General features: G+C 64.3%; 19 protein-coding genes, 1 tRNA gene and 1 pseudogene. 7 read left to right on the top strand and 14 right to left on the bottom strand.

Translation table 11 applies throughout. The annotated features are described in order from the left end of the window. Positions 1-36 precede the first annotated feature (36 nt). The 8 genes and pseudogenes from AC2W7L_RS13170 to AC2W7L_RS13135 all read right to left on the bottom strand — a co-directional run. Positions 37-168: pseudogene (locus tag AC2W7L_RS13170) on the bottom strand (amino acid ABC transporter ATP-binding protein); the annotation flags it as partial. Between the two features lie 127 nt (positions 169-295). After that, entirely contained in the window at positions 296-1,987 is a 1,692-nt protein-coding gene (locus tag AC2W7L_RS13165) for an AMP-binding protein (RefSeq protein ID WP_486004826.1), read from the bottom strand. Positions 1,988-2,015: 28 nt separating this feature from the next. Beyond that, on the bottom strand, positions 2,016-3,752 hold the full coding sequence (locus AC2W7L_RS13160; RefSeq protein ID WP_486004825.1) for an ABC transporter permease: 1,737 nt from the start codon (positions 3,750-3,752) through the stop codon (positions 2,016-2,018). 2 nt (positions 3,753-3,754) lie between these two features. Continuing rightward, entirely contained in the window at positions 3,755-4,519 is a 765-nt protein-coding gene (modA, locus tag AC2W7L_RS13155) for a molybdate ABC transporter substrate-binding protein (RefSeq protein WP_486004824.1), read from the bottom strand. A 95-nt stretch (positions 4,520-4,614) separates the two neighbouring features. After that, positions 4,615-5,016, bottom strand: coding sequence for a TOBE domain-containing protein (locus AC2W7L_RS13150; RefSeq protein ID WP_062242372.1), 402 nt, complete (start codon positions 5,014-5,016; stop codon positions 4,615-4,617). After that, positions 5,013-5,444 (bottom strand): molybdenum cofactor biosynthesis protein MoaE, encoded by a 432-nt coding sequence (locus tag AC2W7L_RS13145; RefSeq protein WP_486004823.1) that lies wholly within the window; start codon positions 5,442-5,444, stop codon positions 5,013-5,015. The genes AC2W7L_RS13150 and AC2W7L_RS13145 overlap by 4 nt, the downstream gene beginning before the upstream one ends. Continuing rightward, positions 5,441-5,911, bottom strand: a complete 471-nt coding sequence (gene moaC, locus AC2W7L_RS13140) for a cyclic pyranopterin monophosphate synthase MoaC (protein WP_486004850.1) — start codon at positions 5,909-5,911, stop codon at positions 5,441-5,443. The genes AC2W7L_RS13145 and moaC overlap by 4 nt, the downstream gene beginning before the upstream one ends. Then, positions 5,908-7,116, bottom strand: a complete 1,209-nt coding sequence (locus AC2W7L_RS13135) for a molybdopterin molybdotransferase MoeA (RefSeq protein ID WP_486004822.1) — start codon at positions 7,114-7,116, stop codon at positions 5,908-5,910. The genes moaC and AC2W7L_RS13135 overlap by 4 nt, the downstream gene beginning before the upstream one ends. A gap of 40 nt (positions 7,117-7,156) precedes the next feature. Here AC2W7L_RS13135 and moaA point away from each other — a divergent pair, with 40 nt between their 5' ends. Beyond that, complete coding sequence (gene moaA, locus AC2W7L_RS13130; RefSeq protein ID WP_486004821.1) at positions 7,157-8,245, top strand: GTP 3',8-cyclase MoaA; 1,089 nt, start codon at positions 7,157-7,159, stop codon at positions 8,243-8,245. Continuing rightward, on the top strand, positions 8,246-8,491 hold the full coding sequence (locus AC2W7L_RS13125; protein ID WP_486004820.1) for a MoaD/ThiS family protein: 246 nt from the start codon (positions 8,246-8,248) through the stop codon (positions 8,489-8,491). It abuts the gene before it with no gap. Between the two features lie 59 nt (positions 8,492-8,550). Here the strand turns inward: AC2W7L_RS13125 and AC2W7L_RS13120 are convergent, their stop codons facing one another. Together AC2W7L_RS13120 and AC2W7L_RS13115 are read right to left on the bottom strand one after the other, a co-directional pair. Next, complete coding sequence (locus tag AC2W7L_RS13120; protein WP_486004819.1) at positions 8,551-9,726, bottom strand: ThiF family adenylyltransferase; 1,176 nt, start codon at positions 9,724-9,726, stop codon at positions 8,551-8,553. 118 nt (positions 9,727-9,844) lie between these two features. After that, positions 9,845-11,086 (bottom strand): molybdopterin molybdotransferase MoeA, encoded by a 1,242-nt coding sequence (locus AC2W7L_RS13115; RefSeq protein WP_486004818.1) that lies wholly within the window; start codon positions 11,084-11,086, stop codon positions 9,845-9,847. Between the two features lie 138 nt (positions 11,087-11,224). On the opposite strand from AC2W7L_RS13115, the gene AC2W7L_RS13110 reads away from it, so the two are divergent. Further along, a complete protein-coding gene (locus tag AC2W7L_RS13110; protein ID WP_486004817.1) occupies positions 11,225-12,073 on the top strand; it encodes a CPBP family intramembrane glutamic endopeptidase in 849 nt (282 codons plus the stop codon). 224 nt (positions 12,074-12,297) lie between these two features. Here the strand turns inward: AC2W7L_RS13110 and AC2W7L_RS13105 are convergent, their stop codons facing one another. Together AC2W7L_RS13105 and AC2W7L_RS13100 are read right to left on the bottom strand one after the other, a co-directional pair. Beyond that, positions 12,298-13,767 carry a peptide MFS transporter gene (locus AC2W7L_RS13105; protein ID WP_486004816.1) on the bottom strand — a complete coding sequence of 490 codons (1,470 nt, stop codon included), beginning with the start codon at positions 13,765-13,767 and terminating at the stop codon, positions 12,298-12,300. 147 nt (positions 13,768-13,914) lie between these two features. Beyond that, positions 13,915-15,225, bottom strand: coding sequence for an MFS transporter (locus AC2W7L_RS13100; RefSeq protein ID WP_486004815.1), 1,311 nt, complete (start codon positions 15,223-15,225; stop codon positions 13,915-13,917). Positions 15,226-15,477: 252 nt separating this feature from the next. Between AC2W7L_RS13100 and AC2W7L_RS13095 the strand changes: the two genes are divergently transcribed. Together AC2W7L_RS13095 and AC2W7L_RS13090 are read left to right on the top strand one after the other, a co-directional pair. Further along, positions 15,478-15,897, top strand: coding sequence for a phage holin family protein (locus tag AC2W7L_RS13095; RefSeq protein WP_486004814.1), 420 nt, complete (start codon positions 15,478-15,480; stop codon positions 15,895-15,897). Positions 15,898-15,969: 72 nt separating this feature from the next. Next, complete coding sequence (locus AC2W7L_RS13090) at positions 15,970-16,200, top strand: hypothetical protein (RefSeq protein ID WP_486004813.1); 231 nt, start codon at positions 15,970-15,972, stop codon at positions 16,198-16,200. An 80-nt stretch (positions 16,201-16,280) separates the two neighbouring features. On the opposite strand, the gene AC2W7L_RS13085 is transcribed toward AC2W7L_RS13090, so the two are convergent. Then, positions 16,281-17,150, bottom strand: a complete 870-nt coding sequence (locus tag AC2W7L_RS13085) for an alpha/beta fold hydrolase (RefSeq protein WP_486004812.1) — start codon at positions 17,148-17,150, stop codon at positions 16,281-16,283. Position 17,151: 1 nt separating this feature from the next. Beyond that, positions 17,152-18,048, bottom strand: a complete 897-nt coding sequence (locus tag AC2W7L_RS13080; RefSeq protein WP_486004811.1) for a universal stress protein — start codon at positions 18,046-18,048, stop codon at positions 17,152-17,154. An 866-nt stretch (positions 18,049-18,914) separates the two neighbouring features. Between AC2W7L_RS13080 and AC2W7L_RS13075 the strand changes: the two genes are divergently transcribed. Continuing rightward, positions 18,915-19,142: a hypothetical protein gene (locus AC2W7L_RS13075; RefSeq protein WP_098731034.1), complete on the top strand. Its 228-nt coding sequence runs from the start codon at positions 18,915-18,917 to the stop codon at positions 19,140-19,142. Between the two features lie 208 nt (positions 19,143-19,350). Next, positions 19,351-19,423: transfer RNA gene (locus AC2W7L_RS13070), tRNA-Ala, on the top strand. The last annotated feature ends 94 nt before the right edge of the window (positions 19,424-19,517 follow it).

Here is a 19,517-nt window from a genome sequence, read left to right as displayed (position 1 = left end):
CATACACGGAGACCGTCCCGGCCAACCGTGAGCCCCGCCGGAGGGTCCGATGACGACGACAACCTCGCGTTCGGCGATATCGAGATTGACGTTCTTCAATGCGTGGAAGTCGCCGTAGTGCTTCTCGACATTGCCCAAGGACACCAGTAATGGTGATTCAGCTCTCATATGTTGTGATCCCAGTGAATATGGGCGCGCAGAAGTACGGCACGCCCCGGGACGACAGAACTGCAACCGACTTGTGACCTCGAGCACTCATCCGGCTGCAGTTCCTGCCGGGATGCGCTCGCAGCCCTCAGGCGTCGGCCGTGTGAGCGAGCTTCTCGCCCTCTCTGCGCAGCTCGACCTTGCGGATCTTTCCCGACACCGTCATCGGGAACGACTCACGGACTTCGACATAGCGCGGAATCTTGAAGTGGGCGAGCTTGCCGGAGCAGAACTCACGCACCTCTTCGGCGGAGAGCGAATCGAATCCGTCTTTGAGGATCACCCAGGCCATGAGCTCCTCACCGTACTTCTCGTCGGAGACGCCGACGACCTGGACGTCGCGGATCGCAGGATGGTGGTAGAGGAACTCCTCGACCTCGCGCGGATACACGTTCTCGCCTCCGCGGATGACCATGTCCTTGATCCGTCCGGAGATGTCGACGTATCCGTCGTCGTCCATGATGGCCAGGTCACCGGTGTGGATCCACCGTGCTGCATCGATGGTCTCGGCGGTCTTGTCCGGCTGATTCCAGTAGCCGAGCATGACGGCGTAGCCGCGAGTGCAGAATTCGCCCTTCTGACCACGCGGAACGGTCTGTCCGGTGACAGGGTCGGCGATCTTGATCTCAAGGTGAGGCATGACGCGGCCGACTGTCTCGGTGCGCTTCTGCAGGGAGTCGTCCACTCGGGTCATCATCGATACCGGTGCGGTCTCCGTCATTCCGTAGCAGATGGCGACCTCGGACATGTTCATATCGTCGATGACTCGACGCATCGTGTTGACCGGGCAGGGCGATCCCGCCATGACGCCGGTGCGCAGTGAGGAGAAGTCGAATTCCGCGAACTGCGGATGCTCGAGCTCGGCGATGAACATCGTCGGCACACCGTAGAGCGATGTGGCCTTCTCCTCGGTCACTGCCGTCATCGTCGCCACCGGGTCGAAGGCAGGCGCCGGCAGCACGATCGCGGAGCCGTGGCTGAGTGCGGCGAGATTGCCGATGACCATGCCGAAGCAGTGGTAGTACGGCACGGGAACGACCACGGTATCGGCGGGTGTGTAGGAGAGCATCTCGCCGATGAAGAACCCGTTGTTGAGGATGTTGTGGTGGCTGAGCGTCACACCCTTGGGGAATCCGGTCGTTCCGGAGGTGTATTGGATGTTGATCGGATCATCGGCCGAGAGGTCGTCGATGACCTGCTGCAGCCGGACCTCGTACTTCGTTCCCGCGTCCTCGAGCATCTCGCGTCCCTGCCCGATGAGATGGGCGAAGGACTCCCGCTCGCCCACTGTGACGTCACCGATGAGGTCGTCGGAGACGGTGTCGAGGAAGACGAGGTCGAGGCTGGGGACCTTGGCGGCCACCTCGGTGGCGATGGCGTGGAAGTCCGAGTGCGGAGGAGCGACGATCTGCGAGATCATCAGGCTCATTCCGGACTGTTCGACGACGAATTCGAGTTCGTGGCTGCGGTAGGCGGGGTTGACGTTGACGAGGATCGCACCGATCTTCGCCGTGGCGTACTGGACGAGCGCCCATTCGCCGACGTTCTGCGCCCAGATCCCGACCCGGTCGCCCTTCTTCACCCCGCGCTCGAGGAGACCGATGGCCGCTGCGTCGGTATCGCGATCGAAGTCGGAGTAGGTCCAGCGGCGATTCGAATGCCGGTCGACCAACGCCAGTGCATCGGGGTTCTGCGCTGCTGTGCGTTTGATGTGCTCGGCGATGGTGATCCCGAGCAGCGGTTCTGTCGATGTTCCCGACGAGTAGGACAATTCGGACACTGCGGTGTGCTCCCTTGTTTGCCGACCTTCAATGTGATTGATTGCACACTATTCCGTCGCGGTCCCGCATGCAAAAGCTGGTGAGGAAATCGGCACCCTCACCTGCGGCTTCGGGGTCGACTTGTCCCACCGGGGCGGAGTGGACGACGGTCCCGTTCTCCACTTGGACGAGCGAATCGGCCAACGCTTTCACGTCATCGATGTCGTGTGTGACGAGCAGTGCGCTGCGCCCGTGGAGCAGTTGGACCAGCACCTGCCTGGTCTCGACCGCCACATCGACATCGAGCGCGGCCAGCGGCTCGTCGAGCAGCAGCAGCTTCGGTTCGACGACGAGTGCACGGGCCAAAGCGATGCGTGCCGCCTGTCCGCCGGAGACGGCATCGGGCCTGCGGTTTGCTAATCGCCCCACGCCGAGACGGTCGAGCATCGCCTGCGCCCGTTCACGCGCCGTGCCGCGTGGAGAACCATGAGCGCGCAGCCCGAAGCTGACATTGTCGATGACGTTGAGATGGGGGAACAGGAGGGGGTTCTGCGCGAGATGGACGATTCCGCGGTCGTGGACGGGCGGCCACAGCCCGGCATCGATGTCGAACACTGTGTCCTGTCCGATGCGCAGGCGTCCCGAATCGGGGGTCAGAGCCCCGGTGAGCGCATGGAACAGGGTGGACTTTCCAGCCCCGTTGCGGCCGATGATCGCGGTGGTTCCCGGCAGATCGGAGGCGAGGTCCAGGTCGATTCCGCGGGCATCCAGCCGGACTTTCGCGCTGATGAGCTGCGCCGATCCCGTCCGGCCAACGGACCGCGCCTCCGGTGGCACCTCTCCCCCAGGTTTCGGTTCGGTGACTATGGAGCGCGGAGCCGCCTCGGCGGGGGTGGGTGTCGGAACGGTGTGTGGGGATTTCAGTCGGGGAGCATGCGGGGACCGGTAGGCGAGGATGATGATGAGCACGGCGATGACGATGAGCAGGAGGGAGAGGCCGATGGCCGCCTGCGGATCGGATTCGCGCACGAGGTAGACCTGCAGCGGCATCGTGCGGGTCACGCCGGACAGCGATCCGGCGAAGGTCAGCGTCGCCCCGAACTCACCGAGTGAGCGTGCGAAGCACAGCACGGCGCCGGTGATGATTCCGTGCCTGAGCAGAGGCAGAGTGATTGTGAAGAACACACGGTTCGGTTTCGCACCGAGCTCGGCGGCGGTGAGCTCATAGCGGCGGCCGAGCCCCGCGGTGGCGGTCTCGACGGACATGACCATGAACGGCAGGGATACGAATACCTGCGCCATGATCACCGCCGAGGTGGTGTAGGCGAGGCTGAGTCCCACCGATTCGAGTCCCCCGCCGAGGATGGCCGACCGGCCCCAGGTGTAGAGCAGGGCGAGGCCGCTGACCACCGGCGGCAGCACGAGGGGCAGCAGGATGAGGGTGCGCACGATGCGCTGGCCCGGGAACGGGCGGGTGGCGAGCAGGTACCCGAGGGGGAAGCCGATGAGGACGCTGATGAGTGCGGAGGTCACCGAGGTCAGCAGGGACAGCTGCATCGCGAGGCGGGATTCCTCGGCGGTGATCACGGCGAGCAGGCTCTGCAGGTCGACCCGGGTGAGCATACCGATGATGGGCAGGAGCAGGAACACGATGCCGATGACGGCTGGCAGCCACAGCCAACCGGGAACCAGCGAATCCGTTCTGCGCCGCCTCGATGGGCGAGGCGGGGATGCCTCCGGGCGGGTTGACGGTGTCTCCGGTTGGGGCGGGGTTGGTGCGGGCATGGTCAGGCTGCGGCGAAGCCGGCATCGCGCAGCAGCTTCTGGGCGGCGTCGGAGCCGAGGAACTTCACAAAGGCGTCGGCTTCGTCCTGATTCTCGCTGGCTTTGACGGCGGCGGCCGGGTATCTGTTGATGACTTTGTCGGCACCGTCGAGGTCGACCTGTTCGACTTCCCCGTCGGCGCGTGCGATGTCGGTGACGTAGACGATTCCCGCGTCGGCCTGTCCGGCGCTGACCTTGCCGAGCACATCGGTCACCGAGTTCTCTTCGCTGACCGGATCGAGTGCGACGTCATTGAGGTCGGCCCACTTCTCGGTGGCTGCCCCGCAGGGCACCTGAGGCGCGCACACGACGAGGTCGTTGCCCGTGAAGTCCTCTGAGTTCGTGATCGCCTTCGGGTTGCCCTCGGCCACGGCCAGGGTGAGCGCGTTCGAGGCGAACATCTGGGGATCGCCGGCGAGCAGGTCCTCGGATTCGAGGGTCTCCATCGTCTTCTCGTCGGCGGTGGCGACGACGTCGGCGGGGGCGCCTTCGGAGATCTGGGAGACGAGGTCGGAGGAGCCGGCGAAGGAGAACTTCACCTCGGGAGCGTTCTCATCGGCCTTTTTGAGTGCGTCGGCGATGTCCTCGAAGACCTCGGTGAGCGAGGCCGCGGCGAAGACGGTGATCTCAGTCGGCTGATCCGCTTCGGCCCCGGAATCCGGTCCCGAGGAGCAGGCGGACAGGGTCAGGGCTGCGGCGGTGCAGAGCCCGAGAAGGGTTTTCTTCATGTGCCTATTGAACCCGCGGATGCGGTTCCCTGTCGACTTCTGCTCCGATTATGAGACTTGCTGACGTCCAGCTTCCCGTATTTGCTGACCGGCGCTCAGGAATCCGGGACGGTGTCGATCGAGACCATCGTCGCCTTCACGGAGGCAGTTGCGAGGCTGCCCGGCTCGAGTTCGAGCTCGCGGCAGGCTTCGGCCGACATCAGCGACACCACGCGGAAGGGGCCGCACTGCATGCTGACCTGCGCCATGACTCCGTCGATGCTGACGTCCGTGACGAGACCGGCGAATCGGTTGCGTGAGGAGCTCACGACTCCGCTGGGGTCGGGCAGAGCGCCTGCTGACGACTGGGCGAGTGCGGCGAGTTCGCTGCCGTCGACGACCGCTCGGTTCGAGGCATCCTTGTGCTGGGACAGTCGACCGTCGGCGACCCACCGGCGCACTGTGTCATCGCTGACGCCGAGGAAACGTGCCGCATCGCTGATGCGCAGCCGGGTCATTCGAGCGCTCCTACCCATTCGTCGGTGCCGTCGCTGAAGTGCTGGTGCTTCCAGATCGCCACCCGTGCCTTGACCTCGTCGATGAGTTCGGAGCAGGCAAGAAAGGAATCCTTCCGGTGGGCGGAGGCGACGACGGCAGCCAGAGCCACGTCGCCGATCGAGAGGTCGCCGACGCGGTGGACGACGGAGAGCCTCACCGCAGGATGGCGGGCGGCGATGTCCGCAGCCACCTCGGCGATCTGAGTGGTGGCCAGGGGGTGGGATTCGTAGTGCAGACGAGCAACTCCCCGGCCTTCGTCGTGGTCGCGGATGACGCCGGAGAAGGTGACGACCGCACCGCAGGTGTCGGTGAGAACCTCGGGTTCGAGCTCAGCAGTCGAAATCGGGGTCTCGACGACTCCCGTGGTCACAACTGTCCCGGTGGTCATGATTCCCGTGTCCAATCTCCGCTTTTCCCGCCGGTCTTCTCGACGACCTTGATGTCGCTGATGACGGCTTGGTTGTCGACGGCTTTGATCATGTCGAAGACCGTCAGTGCGGCAGTGGTCACGGCCGTCAGGGCCTCCATTTCGACGCCGGTCTTCGACACTGTCTTCACCGCGGCGGTGATGGCGACTGCGTCGTCGCGGAGCTCGAACTCGACGTCGATTCCCGTCAGCGGCAGCGGATGGCACAGCGGGATGAGGTCGGAGGTGCGCTTGGCTCCCATCACGGCGGCGATGCGCGCCACGGGCAGGGCATCGCCCTTGGGCAGTCCCGCCTCGGCGATGAGGTCGATGACCTCGGGACGGGTGGTGATGAGGCCGGAGGCGACGGCTCGGCGCTTCGTGACGTCCTTGTCGCCGACATCGACCATCTGCGCGGTTCCGGAGGCGTCGACGTGGCTGAGTTTCATGCGATCTTCCACGTCATCAGCCTATCTCCCGCAGCTGAGTACGGATCGTCTGCGCCCGATTCCTCGGGAGAGACGAAGACGAGGTGGGTGGCTTCGGCATAGCTGTGGAGCAGGTGGGAGCGGGAGTCCCCGACGAACGCGAGGCCAGCATCCGTGAGTTGGGCGCGGCGAACCTGGAGCTTTCCTGCCGGAGGGGCTTCGTCGAATCCGTGGGCCAGACGGTGGTAGGCGACCTCCCGGGGAGCCTCGTGGCCGGCCAGGCCGAGCAGAGCGGGACGGATGAAGAGCTCGAAGCTGATGAGCGTGCTCACGGGGTTGCCGGGCAGGGCGATCCATGCATGATCGGCCAGGCGACCACAGCCCTGCGGTCCCCCGGGCTGCATAGCGATGGGTTCGAACGTCATCGCCGATCGCCCGTCGAGATCGGCGGCGAGTTTGACGACTTCGTGTGCCCCCTTCGAGATCCCGCCGGTGGAGATGACGAGCTGCGCATCGCTGCTGCGCACTCGGTCGAGCAGCTGCTGCGGGTCGTCGGGGACGAACGCAACCTCGGCCTCGATGCCGAGGCGGCGCAGCCCGGCCGACAGCGTCACGGAATTCGCGTCGTTGATCCCGGCGGCCGCCTCGGCGGCGATCTCATCCCCTGTGCTCACGACGAGGACGCGCGGCAGGCCGAGCACCGGCAGCTCATTCACCCCGCACGCGGCGGCCACGCCGAGGTGGGCGGGCGTCAGCATGGTGCCCTCTCTCAGCACGGTCTGACCTGCGCGGACGTCGGAGCCGCGGCGACGGACGAATGTTCCCGGCGCGGGCTCGACCTCGGCGGTGATGGTCACGGTGTCGGCACCGAAGCGTCCCGGCGAGGTGTCCTCGATCTTGACGACCAAATCGGTGCCCGGCGGCAGCGGTGCCCCGGTCATGATCTCGACTGCGGTGCCCGGTTGCACCTGCTGACCGCGTGCTCCCGCGGCGACGCGGCCGCGCACGGGAATCGGACGTCCGCACAGCTCCTCCACGGTGGCGGCGGCCAGGGCATAGCCGTCCATGCTCGAGTTGTCGAAGCCGGGCACATCGATCGGTGATTCAACGTCGGCGGTCAGCCGCTTCGGCGCCTCCAGCAGGGACGTCAGCGGCAGGTCCACCGGTTCGGTCAGTGGGGCGATCGTCTCGAATACCCGCTCACGGTGCATCTTCGCTGTAGTCATGGGACGATGATATCGACACGCTTTCAAGGAGGATGACGCAATGGAGAAGATCGGCCTGCCCATGCCGGTGCTGAGAACTCCGACGGTGGACCCGGGCGAGGAGTTCACCGCTCATAAGGAGGACTCACTGCTCGACACCTTCGATCGCCGCGCTCGCGACCTCCGCATCTCCCTCACGGACTTCTGCAATCTGCGCTGCACCTACTGCATGCCGGAAGAGGGCGTCGAGTTCATGTCCCGCGACTCCGCGATGTCCGGTGACGAGATCGTCCGCTTCGTCCGCATCGCGGTGGAGAAGTTCGGTGTCGACCAGGTCCGCTTCACCGGAGGCGAACCTCTCACCCGCAAGGACATCAACGAGATCATCGCCGGTGTCGCAGCACTGGAGCCGCGACCGAACATCGCACTGACGACGAACGCGATCGGTCTGGACAAACGCGCCACGGGGCTGAAAGCGGCGGGACTGGATCGCATCAATGTCTCTCTCGACACGATCGATCCGGAGACCTTCGCGACCATGACCCGGCGCCCGTTCCTCAAACGTGTGCTCGAGGGCATCGACGGGGCGAAGGCCGCCGGGCTCGACCCCGTGAAGATCAATGCCGTGCTGTTGCCGGGGGTCAACGATGCGCAGGCTCCCGATCTGCTTAAGTGGTGCCTCGAGCAGAGCCTGAGTCTGCGGTTCATCGAGCAGATGCCCTTGGATGCCGGCCATTCCTGGAATCGGACGTCGATGATCACGGCCGCCGATATCTTCGCGCTTCTCGAGCCCCGCTTCGTCCTCACCCCGGACTCGGCGCCGCGCAACGGCGCCCCGGCCGAGAAGTTCCTCGTCGCCGATCGACGCCGGCCTGACACGATCCTCGGCACCGTCGGCATCATCGCTTCGGTCACGCGTCCGTTCTGCGCAGACTGCACCCGCACCCGGCTGACAGCGGAGGGACGTGTGCGCACCTGCCTGTTCTCCCGCACCGAGGTCGATCTGCTCACCGCGATGCGCGATGGTGCCTCGGACGAATCGATTGCGAACCTGTGGAAGGGTGCGCACTGGAAGAAGCTCGCCGGTCATGGGATGGACACGGATTCGTTCGAGCAGCCGCAGCGTCCCATGAGCGCCATCGGAGGATAAGTGCCCACCATCACCGTTCGGTTCTTCGCCGCAGCCCGGGAGGCGTTCGGCGCCCGCGAATCACAGATCCGTGCCGGATCCGTCGATGAACTCGTGGGCACCCTCGCCGAGGCGGCCGATCCCCAAGCCGCGACTGTGCTGTCGCGTTCGAGCTTCCTCGTCAACTCTGTGGCCGCGACCGACCGTTCCGTGGCCCTGTCCGATGGTGACACCGTCGATGTCCTCCCGCCGTTCGCCGGCGGGTGAGGTCTCGTCAGTGACAACCGACGCTGAGAAACGGGGACGTCTGGCGGGCTGAAGTCTCGTCAGCGCCGTTGAGGTGTCGGCTGCGACAGAAATGCGAGGTAGCCGCCGTTGATCGAGGCCACCCCGATGCCCTGTGAGCGCAGCTGCGCCGCCGTCTTCGCAGAGCGCACGCCCGACCGGCAATAGAGCGCAAGAGCGGACTGCTGCTTGGGATCCTGCTCGCCGGGCAGTCCGTCGGGGTCGGCGAGCAATTCTGCCATCGGAATGTGGATCGCACCGGGGACCATCCCCGAGGCGACCTCATCGTCCTCGCGTATGTCGACGAGGATGGCGCCGTCGTCGATGTCCGCCCAGGTCAGAGTGGCCGGCCCCAGGGCGCTGTCCTCTGTGTTCGGTTCGGTTCGGTCCCCTTCGACGTCGCCTTCTGTATGGAGGGAGTCGAACGAGTGCTGTGCATAGTCGCTGCGATGCTGCTCGAGGTCGGTGACCGGAGGCCTGCCGGGGTTCGGTCGGACAGGCACTGTCTCCCAACCGGCGTCGAGGCTGCTGTGGATGGCCACGCTGTCGAACAGCGGTGTGCCGATTCCAGTGAGCACCTTGATGGTTTCCATCGCCATGGCAGATCCGATGCTTCCGCACAGTGGTCCGAGGACTCCGGCGACCGAGCAGTCGGGCACACTGCCGGGAGCGGGAACCTCGGGATAGAGGTCGCGCAGAGTCGCACCGTGCTTCGCGTCGAAGACGGCGACCTGTCCGTCGAAGCCGAGGATCGTCCCCCAGACCAATGGGATGCCGAGGATCTCGCAGGCATCGTTGGCGAGGTACCTGGTGGCGAAGTTGTCGCTGCCGTCGACGACGATGTCGACGCCGTCGAAGAGGCCGAGTGCGTTGTCCGGGGTCAGAAGCTGAGGAATCGTGCGGACCTCGATCGACGAGTTGACCTCGCTCATCCGCTCCTGTGCGGAATCGATCTTGCGAGTGCCGATGGTCGCCTCGGAGTGGATGACCTGTCGATGCAGATTGCTCAGCTCGACGACATCGGGATCGACCACGGTGATCGTGCCGATACCCGCGGCCGCGAGGTAGCTGAGGATCGGTGCGCCGAGTCCTCCTGCGCCGATGACGAGGACATGCGAATCGAGCAGTGCCGCCTGTGCGCTCTCACCGAATCCTGACAGCCGGATCTGGCGAGCGTAGCGGGCCCGATCGGCAGGGTTGAGGCGTGAAATGGACATGTTTCCATCCTAATGCGGCGATCTTTGGTGTGCCCGAGCCGCTCCGGCCGCGGCTGCGTCCTGGCTTCGGCGGCAATTGTGCTCTGAACTCGGCAATGTCTGTGCTCTGACTTTGGCGTCAGCACTCAAGGTATTCGATGACCGTGCCCGCGCTCAGCTCCCCTGAGCTGCGTGGGGAATCTGAGTCGCGCTCTGAACCAGTGCCGCGTGGGATTCTGATGATCACATCGGCGGAGGCGAAGTTCGGCAGTCTGGCCCGATCAGCTGCAAGGATCTCCCCCGATTCCGTGAAGGTGCCGGGACGGAAGGTGACGGCCCTGCCGTGTTGTCGCAGGCTGGGGCCGGCGAGGATGCCCTTCCGCCATCTCTGCCGCAGACTCTTACCCGTCAGCAGCGAGCTGACGAACAGGTGGAAGGCAACAAAAGCGCCCTGTGGAGTGCCGGGCAGATGGATCAGCGGCAGAGTCCCGAAGCGTCCGAATCCCTGAGGGGAACCGGGGCGCATATCAAGTCGACCGAACGTCGAATGGTCGGACTCCAGTGCCTGGCGGACGACCTCGAAGGCGCCCGCGCTGATTCCGCCGGTCGTCACGACGAGGTCGGCCTCAGCCTGCATCGAAGTGAGCACGCTGATCAGCTCCTCAGCGTCGTCTCTGCTCGTGGCTTCGATGGGTACGGCGCCCAGGCCGCCGACTGCGGCGGCGAGCATCGGCAGGTTCGAGTTGAAGATCGAGGCGGCGGCCGCCTCGGTGGGGGTGGGGGTGTCATCTGTCGGGTCGGTGACCTGGATTTCGTCTCCGGTGACGATCAGACCGATGCGGGGTGTGCGCATCGTTTCGACTTCGGTGATGCCGAGCATCGCCAGGACGCCGAGCCCGGCGGCGGTGATCCGCTCCCCCGCGGTGAGGACGGGGTCACCGCGTTTCATGTCCTCACCGATTGCGCGGATGTTCCATCCGGGTGGCACGGAACTCGGGAGAGAGTCGATCCGAATGGTTTCGGGGGCGGGCCCGGTCTGCCGAGCGTCGGTGAGTTCGACGGGGACGACCGCCTCGGCGTCGGTGGGCACGGGAGCCCCGGTCATCACCCGCACCGCACATCCCGGCTGCAGAGCGACGGCTCGGTGGCCGGCGGGGATGTCGCCGATGACACGGATGGGATTGCCGATGCGGGCGGCGTTCAGAGCTGCCCCGTCGAGGGCGAATCCGTCCATCGCCGAGGCGGCGAAGTCCGGCACCGATCGCGGAGCGATGATGTCCGTCCCCGTGATGCGTCCGACCGCGTTGCGTATCGGCGTCGTCTCAGTACGCAGATCCGGTGCCAGCCCGGCGACGAGCTCGGAGTAGTCCTCTGGGTCCAATGATGTCCTTCCCTCGAGTCGATCCTACTGCCGAATCGAGGCTGACCCCGATGATTCGGTGCAGGCCGGATGATTCGATGCAGGCCAAGCCCGGTTAGTTCGGTGCAGCTCGCGCCGGGTTCGTCTACAGTGTGGAGCGTGGACACTGACCGAGCAGTAACCATCGCGCCCTCGCAGTTGAAACCGATCAGCTGGGAGGCCGCCGCGACTGCCCTTTTGGCGATCTCGGCGGTGGTGCTCTTCGGTCTGGGAACGACGTTTCCGCAGGTCCGCGCCTTCGGATACGCGCCTATGCTCGCGGCCTTGGCCATCGCATGGAACGTCAACCGTGGATTCGCCAGGGACCTCAGCATCATCGCCGGATGTCTCGCGCTCATCTCGGCGATCTCGGTCGAGGCGGACATCTCCTGGACGAATATCGCCCGCATGGGTGTGGTGCTCTCCACCGTCGTCTTCGGCCCGTGGCTGGTGACCCGGTACGTCTTCAAGGATCACACGATCCAGTTCCCGATGCGTCGCGGACAACCGTGGACGCGGCTCGAATGGGCATGGCTGGTCTTCGTCGTCGTGGTCGCCTGGGCGGTGCTGCCGCAGTACTTCATGCGCACCGGGGTCTACCTCAACTGGCCGCCGCTGACGAACTGGTCGGAGATCATCCGTCTGTTCTTCGGGGTCAACGCTGTGGGCATCTGGGATGAGCTGTTCTTCATCTGCACGGTCTTCGCTCTGCTGCGCAAACACTTCTCGTTCTGGACGGCGAATGTGTTCACCACGGTCATCTTCGTCTCGTTCCTCTGGGAGCTCGGCTACCGGTCGATCGGGCCGCTGCTGACGATCCCCTTCGCGCTGGTGCAGGCCTTCATCTTCACCCGCACGAAGTCACTGCCCTATACGGTCACGGTCCACCTGCTCTTCGACGCGCTCGTGTTCCTCACGATCGTCCATGCCCATCACCCTGATGCGCTGCCCATCTTCATCGGAGTCTGACTGCCTTAGTCAGTCTCTCGACGAGCACCAGCATCACTCACCCGGACTCGCATAGCCTCCGGCTGGTTCTGCATCCATCACTCGTCGGGCCGCATCGTCGTGCTGCAACGCTCTGAAGCGACACTTACGGTGGGGGACGGTCGCCCGGTACGCCGACGGCCCCTCCGGGTCGGTGACTCGGAGGGGCCGTCGAACTGCGCGACCTCAACGCGCCGCAGCTGAACTCAGCGGATTCCGCGCAGCAGCCCCAGCATCGGCTTCGTCAGCGTCAGCGCGAGCAGGCCGAGCACGACCGACGAGCCGCCGACTGACAGCCAGTACGGTGTCTGGTTGGCGGTGTCGAAGTAGCCGCCGAGCACACCGGACAGTGCCGTGCCCACGCCCGAGGCGAGGAAGAACACTGCGATCATCTGCGACTGGAATACCTTCGGCGCGACCTTCGTGGAGAACGAGAGACCCACCGGCGAGATGAGCAGCTCACCGAAGACGAACACTGCGAGGGTCAGTGCCACCCACAGCAGCGGAGTCTGGTTGGGGCCGGCCTCTGCGAAAGGCAGGAACATGAGGAAGCCGATGCCGATGAGCACGAGAGACAGGCCGGCCTTGACCGGCGTCGAGATCTGCTTCGGCCCGAGCTTCATCCACACCGTCGCGAACAGCGGGGCGAAGACGATGACGAAGAACGCGGGGATCAGCTGGATCCAGTTGATCGGCATCTCCCATCCGAAGATCGAACGGTTGAGCTGCGTATCCGAGTAGACGGTGAGCACACCGAAGATCTGCTGGTACATCGACCAGAACACCACGACCGTGATGAAGAACGGGATGTATGCGAGGACACGTGAGCGTTCGTCGCCATTCGTCTGCGACGAGGTGTACATGACGATGAAGTAGCAGGCGGCCGCGCCGGCAGAGATTCCGGCGATCCACCAGTCGAGGTTCTCGGGGTTGACGATCTTCGTCATCCACAGGATGACGGCGAGGAGAACGACGACCACGATGGCCACGATGAAGAGGTAGAGCTTGTTCTTCGGCAGCGGGTTGACGGCGATACGGGACTCCGGCGGCAGATTCTTTCGGCCGGTGAGGTAGATGATGAGACCGAGGGCCATGCCGACAGCGGCTGCCCCGAATCCGTAGTGGAAGCCGACTTTCGACTGCAGCAGACCGGTGATGAGCGGACCGAACAGGGCACCGATGTTCACACCCATGTAGAAGATAGTGAAGCCGGCGTCACGGCGCGGGTCCTTCTCTTCGTAGAGTTCGCCGACCAGTGCCGAGGCGTTCGCCTTGAGACCGCCGGAGCCGAGCGCGACGAGGATGAGGCCGGCCGCCACTCCCCCGAACCCGGGGATGAGCGCCAGGCAGATGTGTCCGACCATGATGATGATCGCAGAGTAGAAGAGGACTTTCTCCGCACCGGCGAGGCGATCGGCGATCCATGCGCCGAGGATGGTGGCGAGGAAGACAGCACCGCCGTAGGCGCCGACGATTCCGACGGCCGTGCCCTGCTCCATCCCCATGCCGCCATCGGTGACGCTGAAGTAGAGGTAGAGGGCGAGGATGCCGTTCATCCCGTAGTAGGAGAAGCGCTCCCACAATTCGAGGCTGAAGAGCTGCATGAGCGGCAGAGGGTGTCCGAAGAAGCGGGTATCGCTGCGGACGGCCTCGGTCGTCGAGGTGCTTGTAGACATTGTGTGCTTTCCGTAGTGGTGTGAAGGGCCACGATCGGTGGCGCAGTTCACGATGGACCAGCGGACATCCTACTCCTCGGTTTTGCCGTGGTCACACCTGGGAACGCCTGGGACACACCGTCCCAAAAAGCGGAAAGTCGGAGTGATTCAGGTCTCGTCTTCGGCGTCGGTCACGCGCTGCCGTGACGGCTTGACTGCCTTTCGGTCGCTGCGTCGTCCGATGAGCAGATTGAGCAGGCCGGCGCACAGGACGATCGCCGAGGCGGCCACGGGAACTGCCATCGCCACAGCCGTTCCCTGATCCTCGGCGAGGATGCCGTTGATCGCCGAGGACACCGATTGGCCGACGATGATCGCCGATCCCGCCATCGACATCACCGTCGCCGATCGCCCGAGCGGTGCGCGTTCGGCGGCGAGGCTGAACAGGGTGACGAGGCTCGGTCCGATTCCCGTGCCCATGAGCAGCAGCGCAATGACGATGACCGGCATCGATTCCGTCGATGCGAGGATGACCGATCCCGTGACCAGGATGGGCGCAAAGCACAGCAGGCGTGCCCACAGCGCGAACGCCGCGGGGAAGAGCGCCACCGAGATCGCGAGCACCGCGGAGCCGATGCCCATCACCCCGTAGATGAGACCGGCTTCCTCCGGCCGCCCGATGTCATTGGTCAGGGCGGTCAGAGCGGTGAGTGTCGAGCCGAACACCATTCCGACGCCGAATACGCCGAGGATGATGACGAAGACTCCGGCAGTGAACATGTCCTTCGCCGGTGCACGCTCACCGAGGCTGTTCGACGTCCCGATCCGCCTCGACCTGCCCGTCGGGTGCAGTGCGAAAGCGGAGACGAACACAAGAGTCATCACGATCGCACCGATGATGGGGGCGACCGGGGTGAAGAACGTCGCCAGCAGACCGACGAGGAAGGGGCCGAAGACGAAGATGACCTCATCGGCGGCGGATTCGTAGGCCATCGTGGCGTTGAGGACCTTCGGCCGCCTCGGTGACGGCAGAACCGACATGACGATGTCGACGATGCGTGAACGCGACATCGGCGCCACCTGAGGTGAGGTGGCACCGATCGCGAAGGCGGCGATGAAGACGACGAAGTCGGGCAGCGGGCTGAAGACGACCCATGCCATGAAGGTCAGCGCCGCACAGTTGAGGATCCCGGCGACGAGCAGCACGTAGCGCTGTCCCCAGCGATCGGCGGCGGCCCCGATGAAGGACCCGAACAGTGCGGTGCCCAGTCCGACCATGGCGGAGTTGATTCCGCCGAGGCTGAGCGATCCGCGGCCGGCCACGACGAGGGTGAGTACACCGACGACGATCATGGCGAACGGCATGCGCGCGACGAACGCTATCGGGAAGTAGCTGCGGCCGACGGACGATAACAGAGTCGGTGAGGACTGCTGTGGCTCGGTGTGCTGAACCGAGGCGGGAATTTCGCTGTCTGTCATATCAATCCAGTTTCTGCTCCCGCTCGTCCGGGAGGTCGTGCCGCCGTGGTGACCTGGATCAAATCACTCGGTAGGTGCACGCAGTTGTTCTGAGAAAGTCGAGCCGAAAGGCTCACCTTCAGGCTACTGCGTTTGGCGGCCCGTTTCGAGTGGGAGACCTCCAGGCGACGTTGAGTTTCATCACCATGGCACGGACTTCATTCCCATCCTCGACTCAGTAAGAATGCAGATCGGTCTGCGAGGATGACGCTCATGAACTTCTTGTCTCGCGTCATTGTCAACGCCTGTGCGATCTGGGTGGCCGCCTGGATTCTGCCGGGTGTGACGATCACAGGGAATCGGGTCGTCGAGGAGCAGGCCGGAGCCATTCCGGCGATGATCATCTCCTACCTCGTCATCGGTCTCATCTTCGGGCTTGCGAATGCCTTCATCAAACCGATCCTCAGCTTCGTCTCGGCCCCGATCACGTGTCTGACCCTGGGACTGTTCTCCATCGTCATCAACGCGATCATGTTGGCGCTGACGAGTTGGCTCAGCGGGTTCACGCCCTTCGAGTTCACCATCGATTCGTTCTTCTTCTCCGCCATCCTCGCCGCGATCATCGTCTCGATCGTCTCCGCTCTGCTCGGTTGGCTGGTCCCGGAGCGAAGCGCCGATCACGACCGGAGATGAGCAAAGTCCTCTACGCGATGTAGACTGTTGCTGAGAGTCAGCTGACCACCAGAAACATCGCCGGAGGAGACCATGTCCGATATCGCCGCCCCGAAGAGAACCCGCAATTCCGCATCGTTTGCCGATGTCATCGTCTTCGTCTTCGCCTTCGCGCTCTTCCTGTTCGGGCTCTACCTCTTCGGAGCTTCGTTCTCCTCACCTGAAGGCACCGAATTCTGGGTGTTCTGGGGCGGTCTGCTCGCATCGAGCTTCGCCTTCCTCGTGCCGATCGTCTACCGCTGGGCTCGCGACTCCCACCGCTGATCTCCAGATCGCTACACGTTCGGCCGCTGCGCTGATGCGCAGCGGCCTTTCGTCGTTTCCCGGCGGTTCGTCCTTCGCCGTCAGAGACGTCGGTGACAGAAATCCATGATCGCCGAGGCGGCCTCGACCGACCGCTCATAGTGCACAAGGTGGCCCACCCCGCCCAGTTCCACGAATTCGACGTCGACGAGTTCGGCGACGAATTCGCGGGTGGGTTCGATCGGGGCGATCGCATCCTTATCGCCGGCGATGACGAGCGTGGGCATCGTCAAGTGGTCGGCCACCTCGGTGACGGTGTGCGCGACGGATGTCGCGAACGCCTCTGACAGGGACTGCCTGTCGGCGAATGACGAGAAGTGCTTGCCGTGCTGATCATGGATGTACCGACGCAGGCCGGGGTCATGCGTCGTGGCCATGGCAACGCTCATGGCCCGGACGATCACCGGGTTGCTCAGCAGGGAGCGACCGGCTCGTTCGGGCAGCCGCGCGCCGAGGGCGTAGTAGGCGCGAGTCACCGCGGTGAGGAATCGTGCGGGACCTTCCAGGGCAGGGCTGGTGATCGGGTTGATGAGCACGAGTTCGTCGACGGAGTCCCGGTGGGACGCGGCGAGATGGCTGACCAGGATCGACCCGAAGGAGTGTCCCACGAGGATCGGAGTCACCCCCCTCTGCCGAGCGATCTCAGCGCGCAGCGAGACGAGGTGGTCGACGAAGGCGGAGAGCGATGAACCCGCGTCCAACGCAGCAGTGAGCCCGAATCCGGGCAGGTCGGGCACGATCACTTCGCGGTCGGTGATGCTGCCGGCGATGAGGTCCATTCCATGGTGGTCGCCGCGGAATCCGTGGACCATCAGCAGGGGACGCTGGTGCGGGTCACCCCGGTAGATCCACGCGGCAGTGCTGTGCGAACCCAGCTGGATGTCGGAACGCTGCGATTGTCGTGTCCGCACCTCAGGCCGTTTGCAGTCGGCTGTCGGCCCGGCGGGGAACGACGACGACGGGGACGGGCAGGATGCGCAGCAGTCGGCGGGCTCGCGCACCGATGGCGACCTTGCCGCCGCGGCCCAGGCGGCTCGAGCCGATGAAGGCGAGGTCGCCGGGCTGCCAGTCGATAGTCTCGGCCGCCTCTTCGATATCGGCACCGGCCTTCGTTCTCACCGCCGCTCGTCCTGAGGACAGCATCTCCGATGCCTGGTCTGCCACGACCGCTCCCCCGTACTGTTCGGCGAATTCGGTGATCTCGGCGACCTCGTCGTCGTACAGGCCGTCGTTCTCGATCAGCGAGAGCAGTCTGAGGTCGACTCCGAGTCCGACAGCCGATTCGATGGCGGCACCGATGACCGACGCAGCACCGGGCCGAGCACCGTAGAGTGCGGTCACGCGCGAGATCGGTCCGATATCGGACCTGCCCGAAGGTGCGAGTACGACTGGCACGGTCGACGAGTGCAGCAGCGACGAGGCGACCGTGCCGATGCGCAGCTGGCGCATGAGGGTGGTGGCCCGTGCCCCGATGACGATGCCCAGGGCGCCTTCCTTCTCGGCTACCTCCATGAGGCCCTTGGCCTCGTTCGAGGCGATGTGGATCGACCCTCTGGCGTGGATGTCATCGGGGATGAGGGCCAGGGCTTCGTCGAGCCAGTCGTCGATCTGCTGAGCCACGATCCCGGCACCGTCCTTCGGCACGGCGCTGCCGGCGAGGATCGTCGAGGATTCCGGACGGACGATGGTGACCACGAGTTCGACATCGATGGACCGCGCGATCGAAATGGCCAGTGAGATCGCGTCCCGGCCCCGATCCGTGGCGATGTATCCGACGACCAGACGTCTGGTGGTGGCGGTCTCTGACATTCTCAACTCCTGTAGCTGCGCGTCCGACTGATGCTCGTCTCTCCCGATTCTACGTCGGCGCAAACAGAGCATCGACCTGACGATTTCGAGAGTCCCTTTTCAAGCACATACAGACGAAGTGAAATTGTTTGGGAAAATAATGAACAAAACTCCCACAGGCCTTGAAAGCTGTGCTAAATTCGACAGTGCAATTACGGATTCGCAGACATCAACCTGATTGCAACCTGACAATAGCGGACGTTGACGCCGTCCCCACGAGATCCACGACCATGAAAGGAGAGCAGTGACGATGATGAACTTTCTTGCAGGCCCCGACCTTCGACCGGCTTGGCATGAAAATGCTGCCTGCCCGATTGGCGGACAAGGACTCGTCGGCTGACACAGCCGTCTCTTACGTCTTTTCCACCGGTTGGCTTCCGGCCACCGTTGTCCTCTGAGCCACCGGTTGCCTGATACCCGGCATTCTTCACGTCCGGCACGTGTCCAGATCATTCCAGCATGCTCTTCGGCGCTGTAGCGCCGCCAGCAGCCAGTCCTGATCCGGTCACATCACGCCGACATCTTTGAGCTCGGTCGCTGACCGGCGGTCATCGCGTCCGCGCACGGTTCGATCGTGTGCCTTCTGCCTGACCTCCGGCCATACCGGCTTCAAAGCTTTTCCGGATTCCGTTGCCGTTTCAATGAGTCAGTCATCTCATTGGCCCATTGCGACAATGGCAATTATCCGCCTTTGCCAATTGCACCCATCTTCGGGTGATTCATTGCCATTAGACGGCATTTTCGGAATCTGTTTATCTCACCGTCATTCCGGGATACCTCCTGCCCTTTTGCGGATATCCCCTGCCCGAAAACCACGAGGAAGAATTGTGTCGACCACGTTCCCATTCACCTATCCACGCCGCTGGGCCCTGACCACCGGGATGAAGCTCATCCGGTGGGCTCGCCGCCCGGCCCCGACCGCGGAAACCCGTCGCCTCAAGGCAGCCCGTCGCCAACAGGCTCGCCTGCGCGAACACGCTCGCGAACAGCGTGTGCGCGAACAGCGCGAACGGGACATCGTGCGCTACCTCAGCCAGGTCCGGCCATTCATCTGAGCCGCCGTGGAGAATCCTCCTCGAGCAGCCGACTCGCCACGGCCCGGGTTCACAGGACTCGGGTCGTGGAGCGACCATTGGCGGGGTGGAGCGACCCGAGATGAGCACTTCACCAACAGATTTACAGCAGCGTCATGCCATGTGGCGAGCGTCACTCTCCGCCGATTTGGTCTCCCACCCGCACCTGGGTAGTATTGTTCAGGCAAGCGGGGGTATGGCGCAGTTGGTAGCGCGTCTCCATGGCATGGAGAAGGTCAGGGGTTCGAATCCCCTTACCTCCACCGCCGAAGGGCCGGGGATCCGATAAGGATCCCGGCCCTTCCTCTTCCCCAATTGCTACCTGACGGCGGCCCAGCAACCTCGCGCGAGGTTGCT

It is taken from the genome of Brevibacterium sp. LAARM3_SD1 (assembly GCF_057364765.1).
The sequence above is the reverse complement of the archived record's forward strand: the minus strand, read 5'-3'. Positions and strand labels throughout refer to the sequence as shown.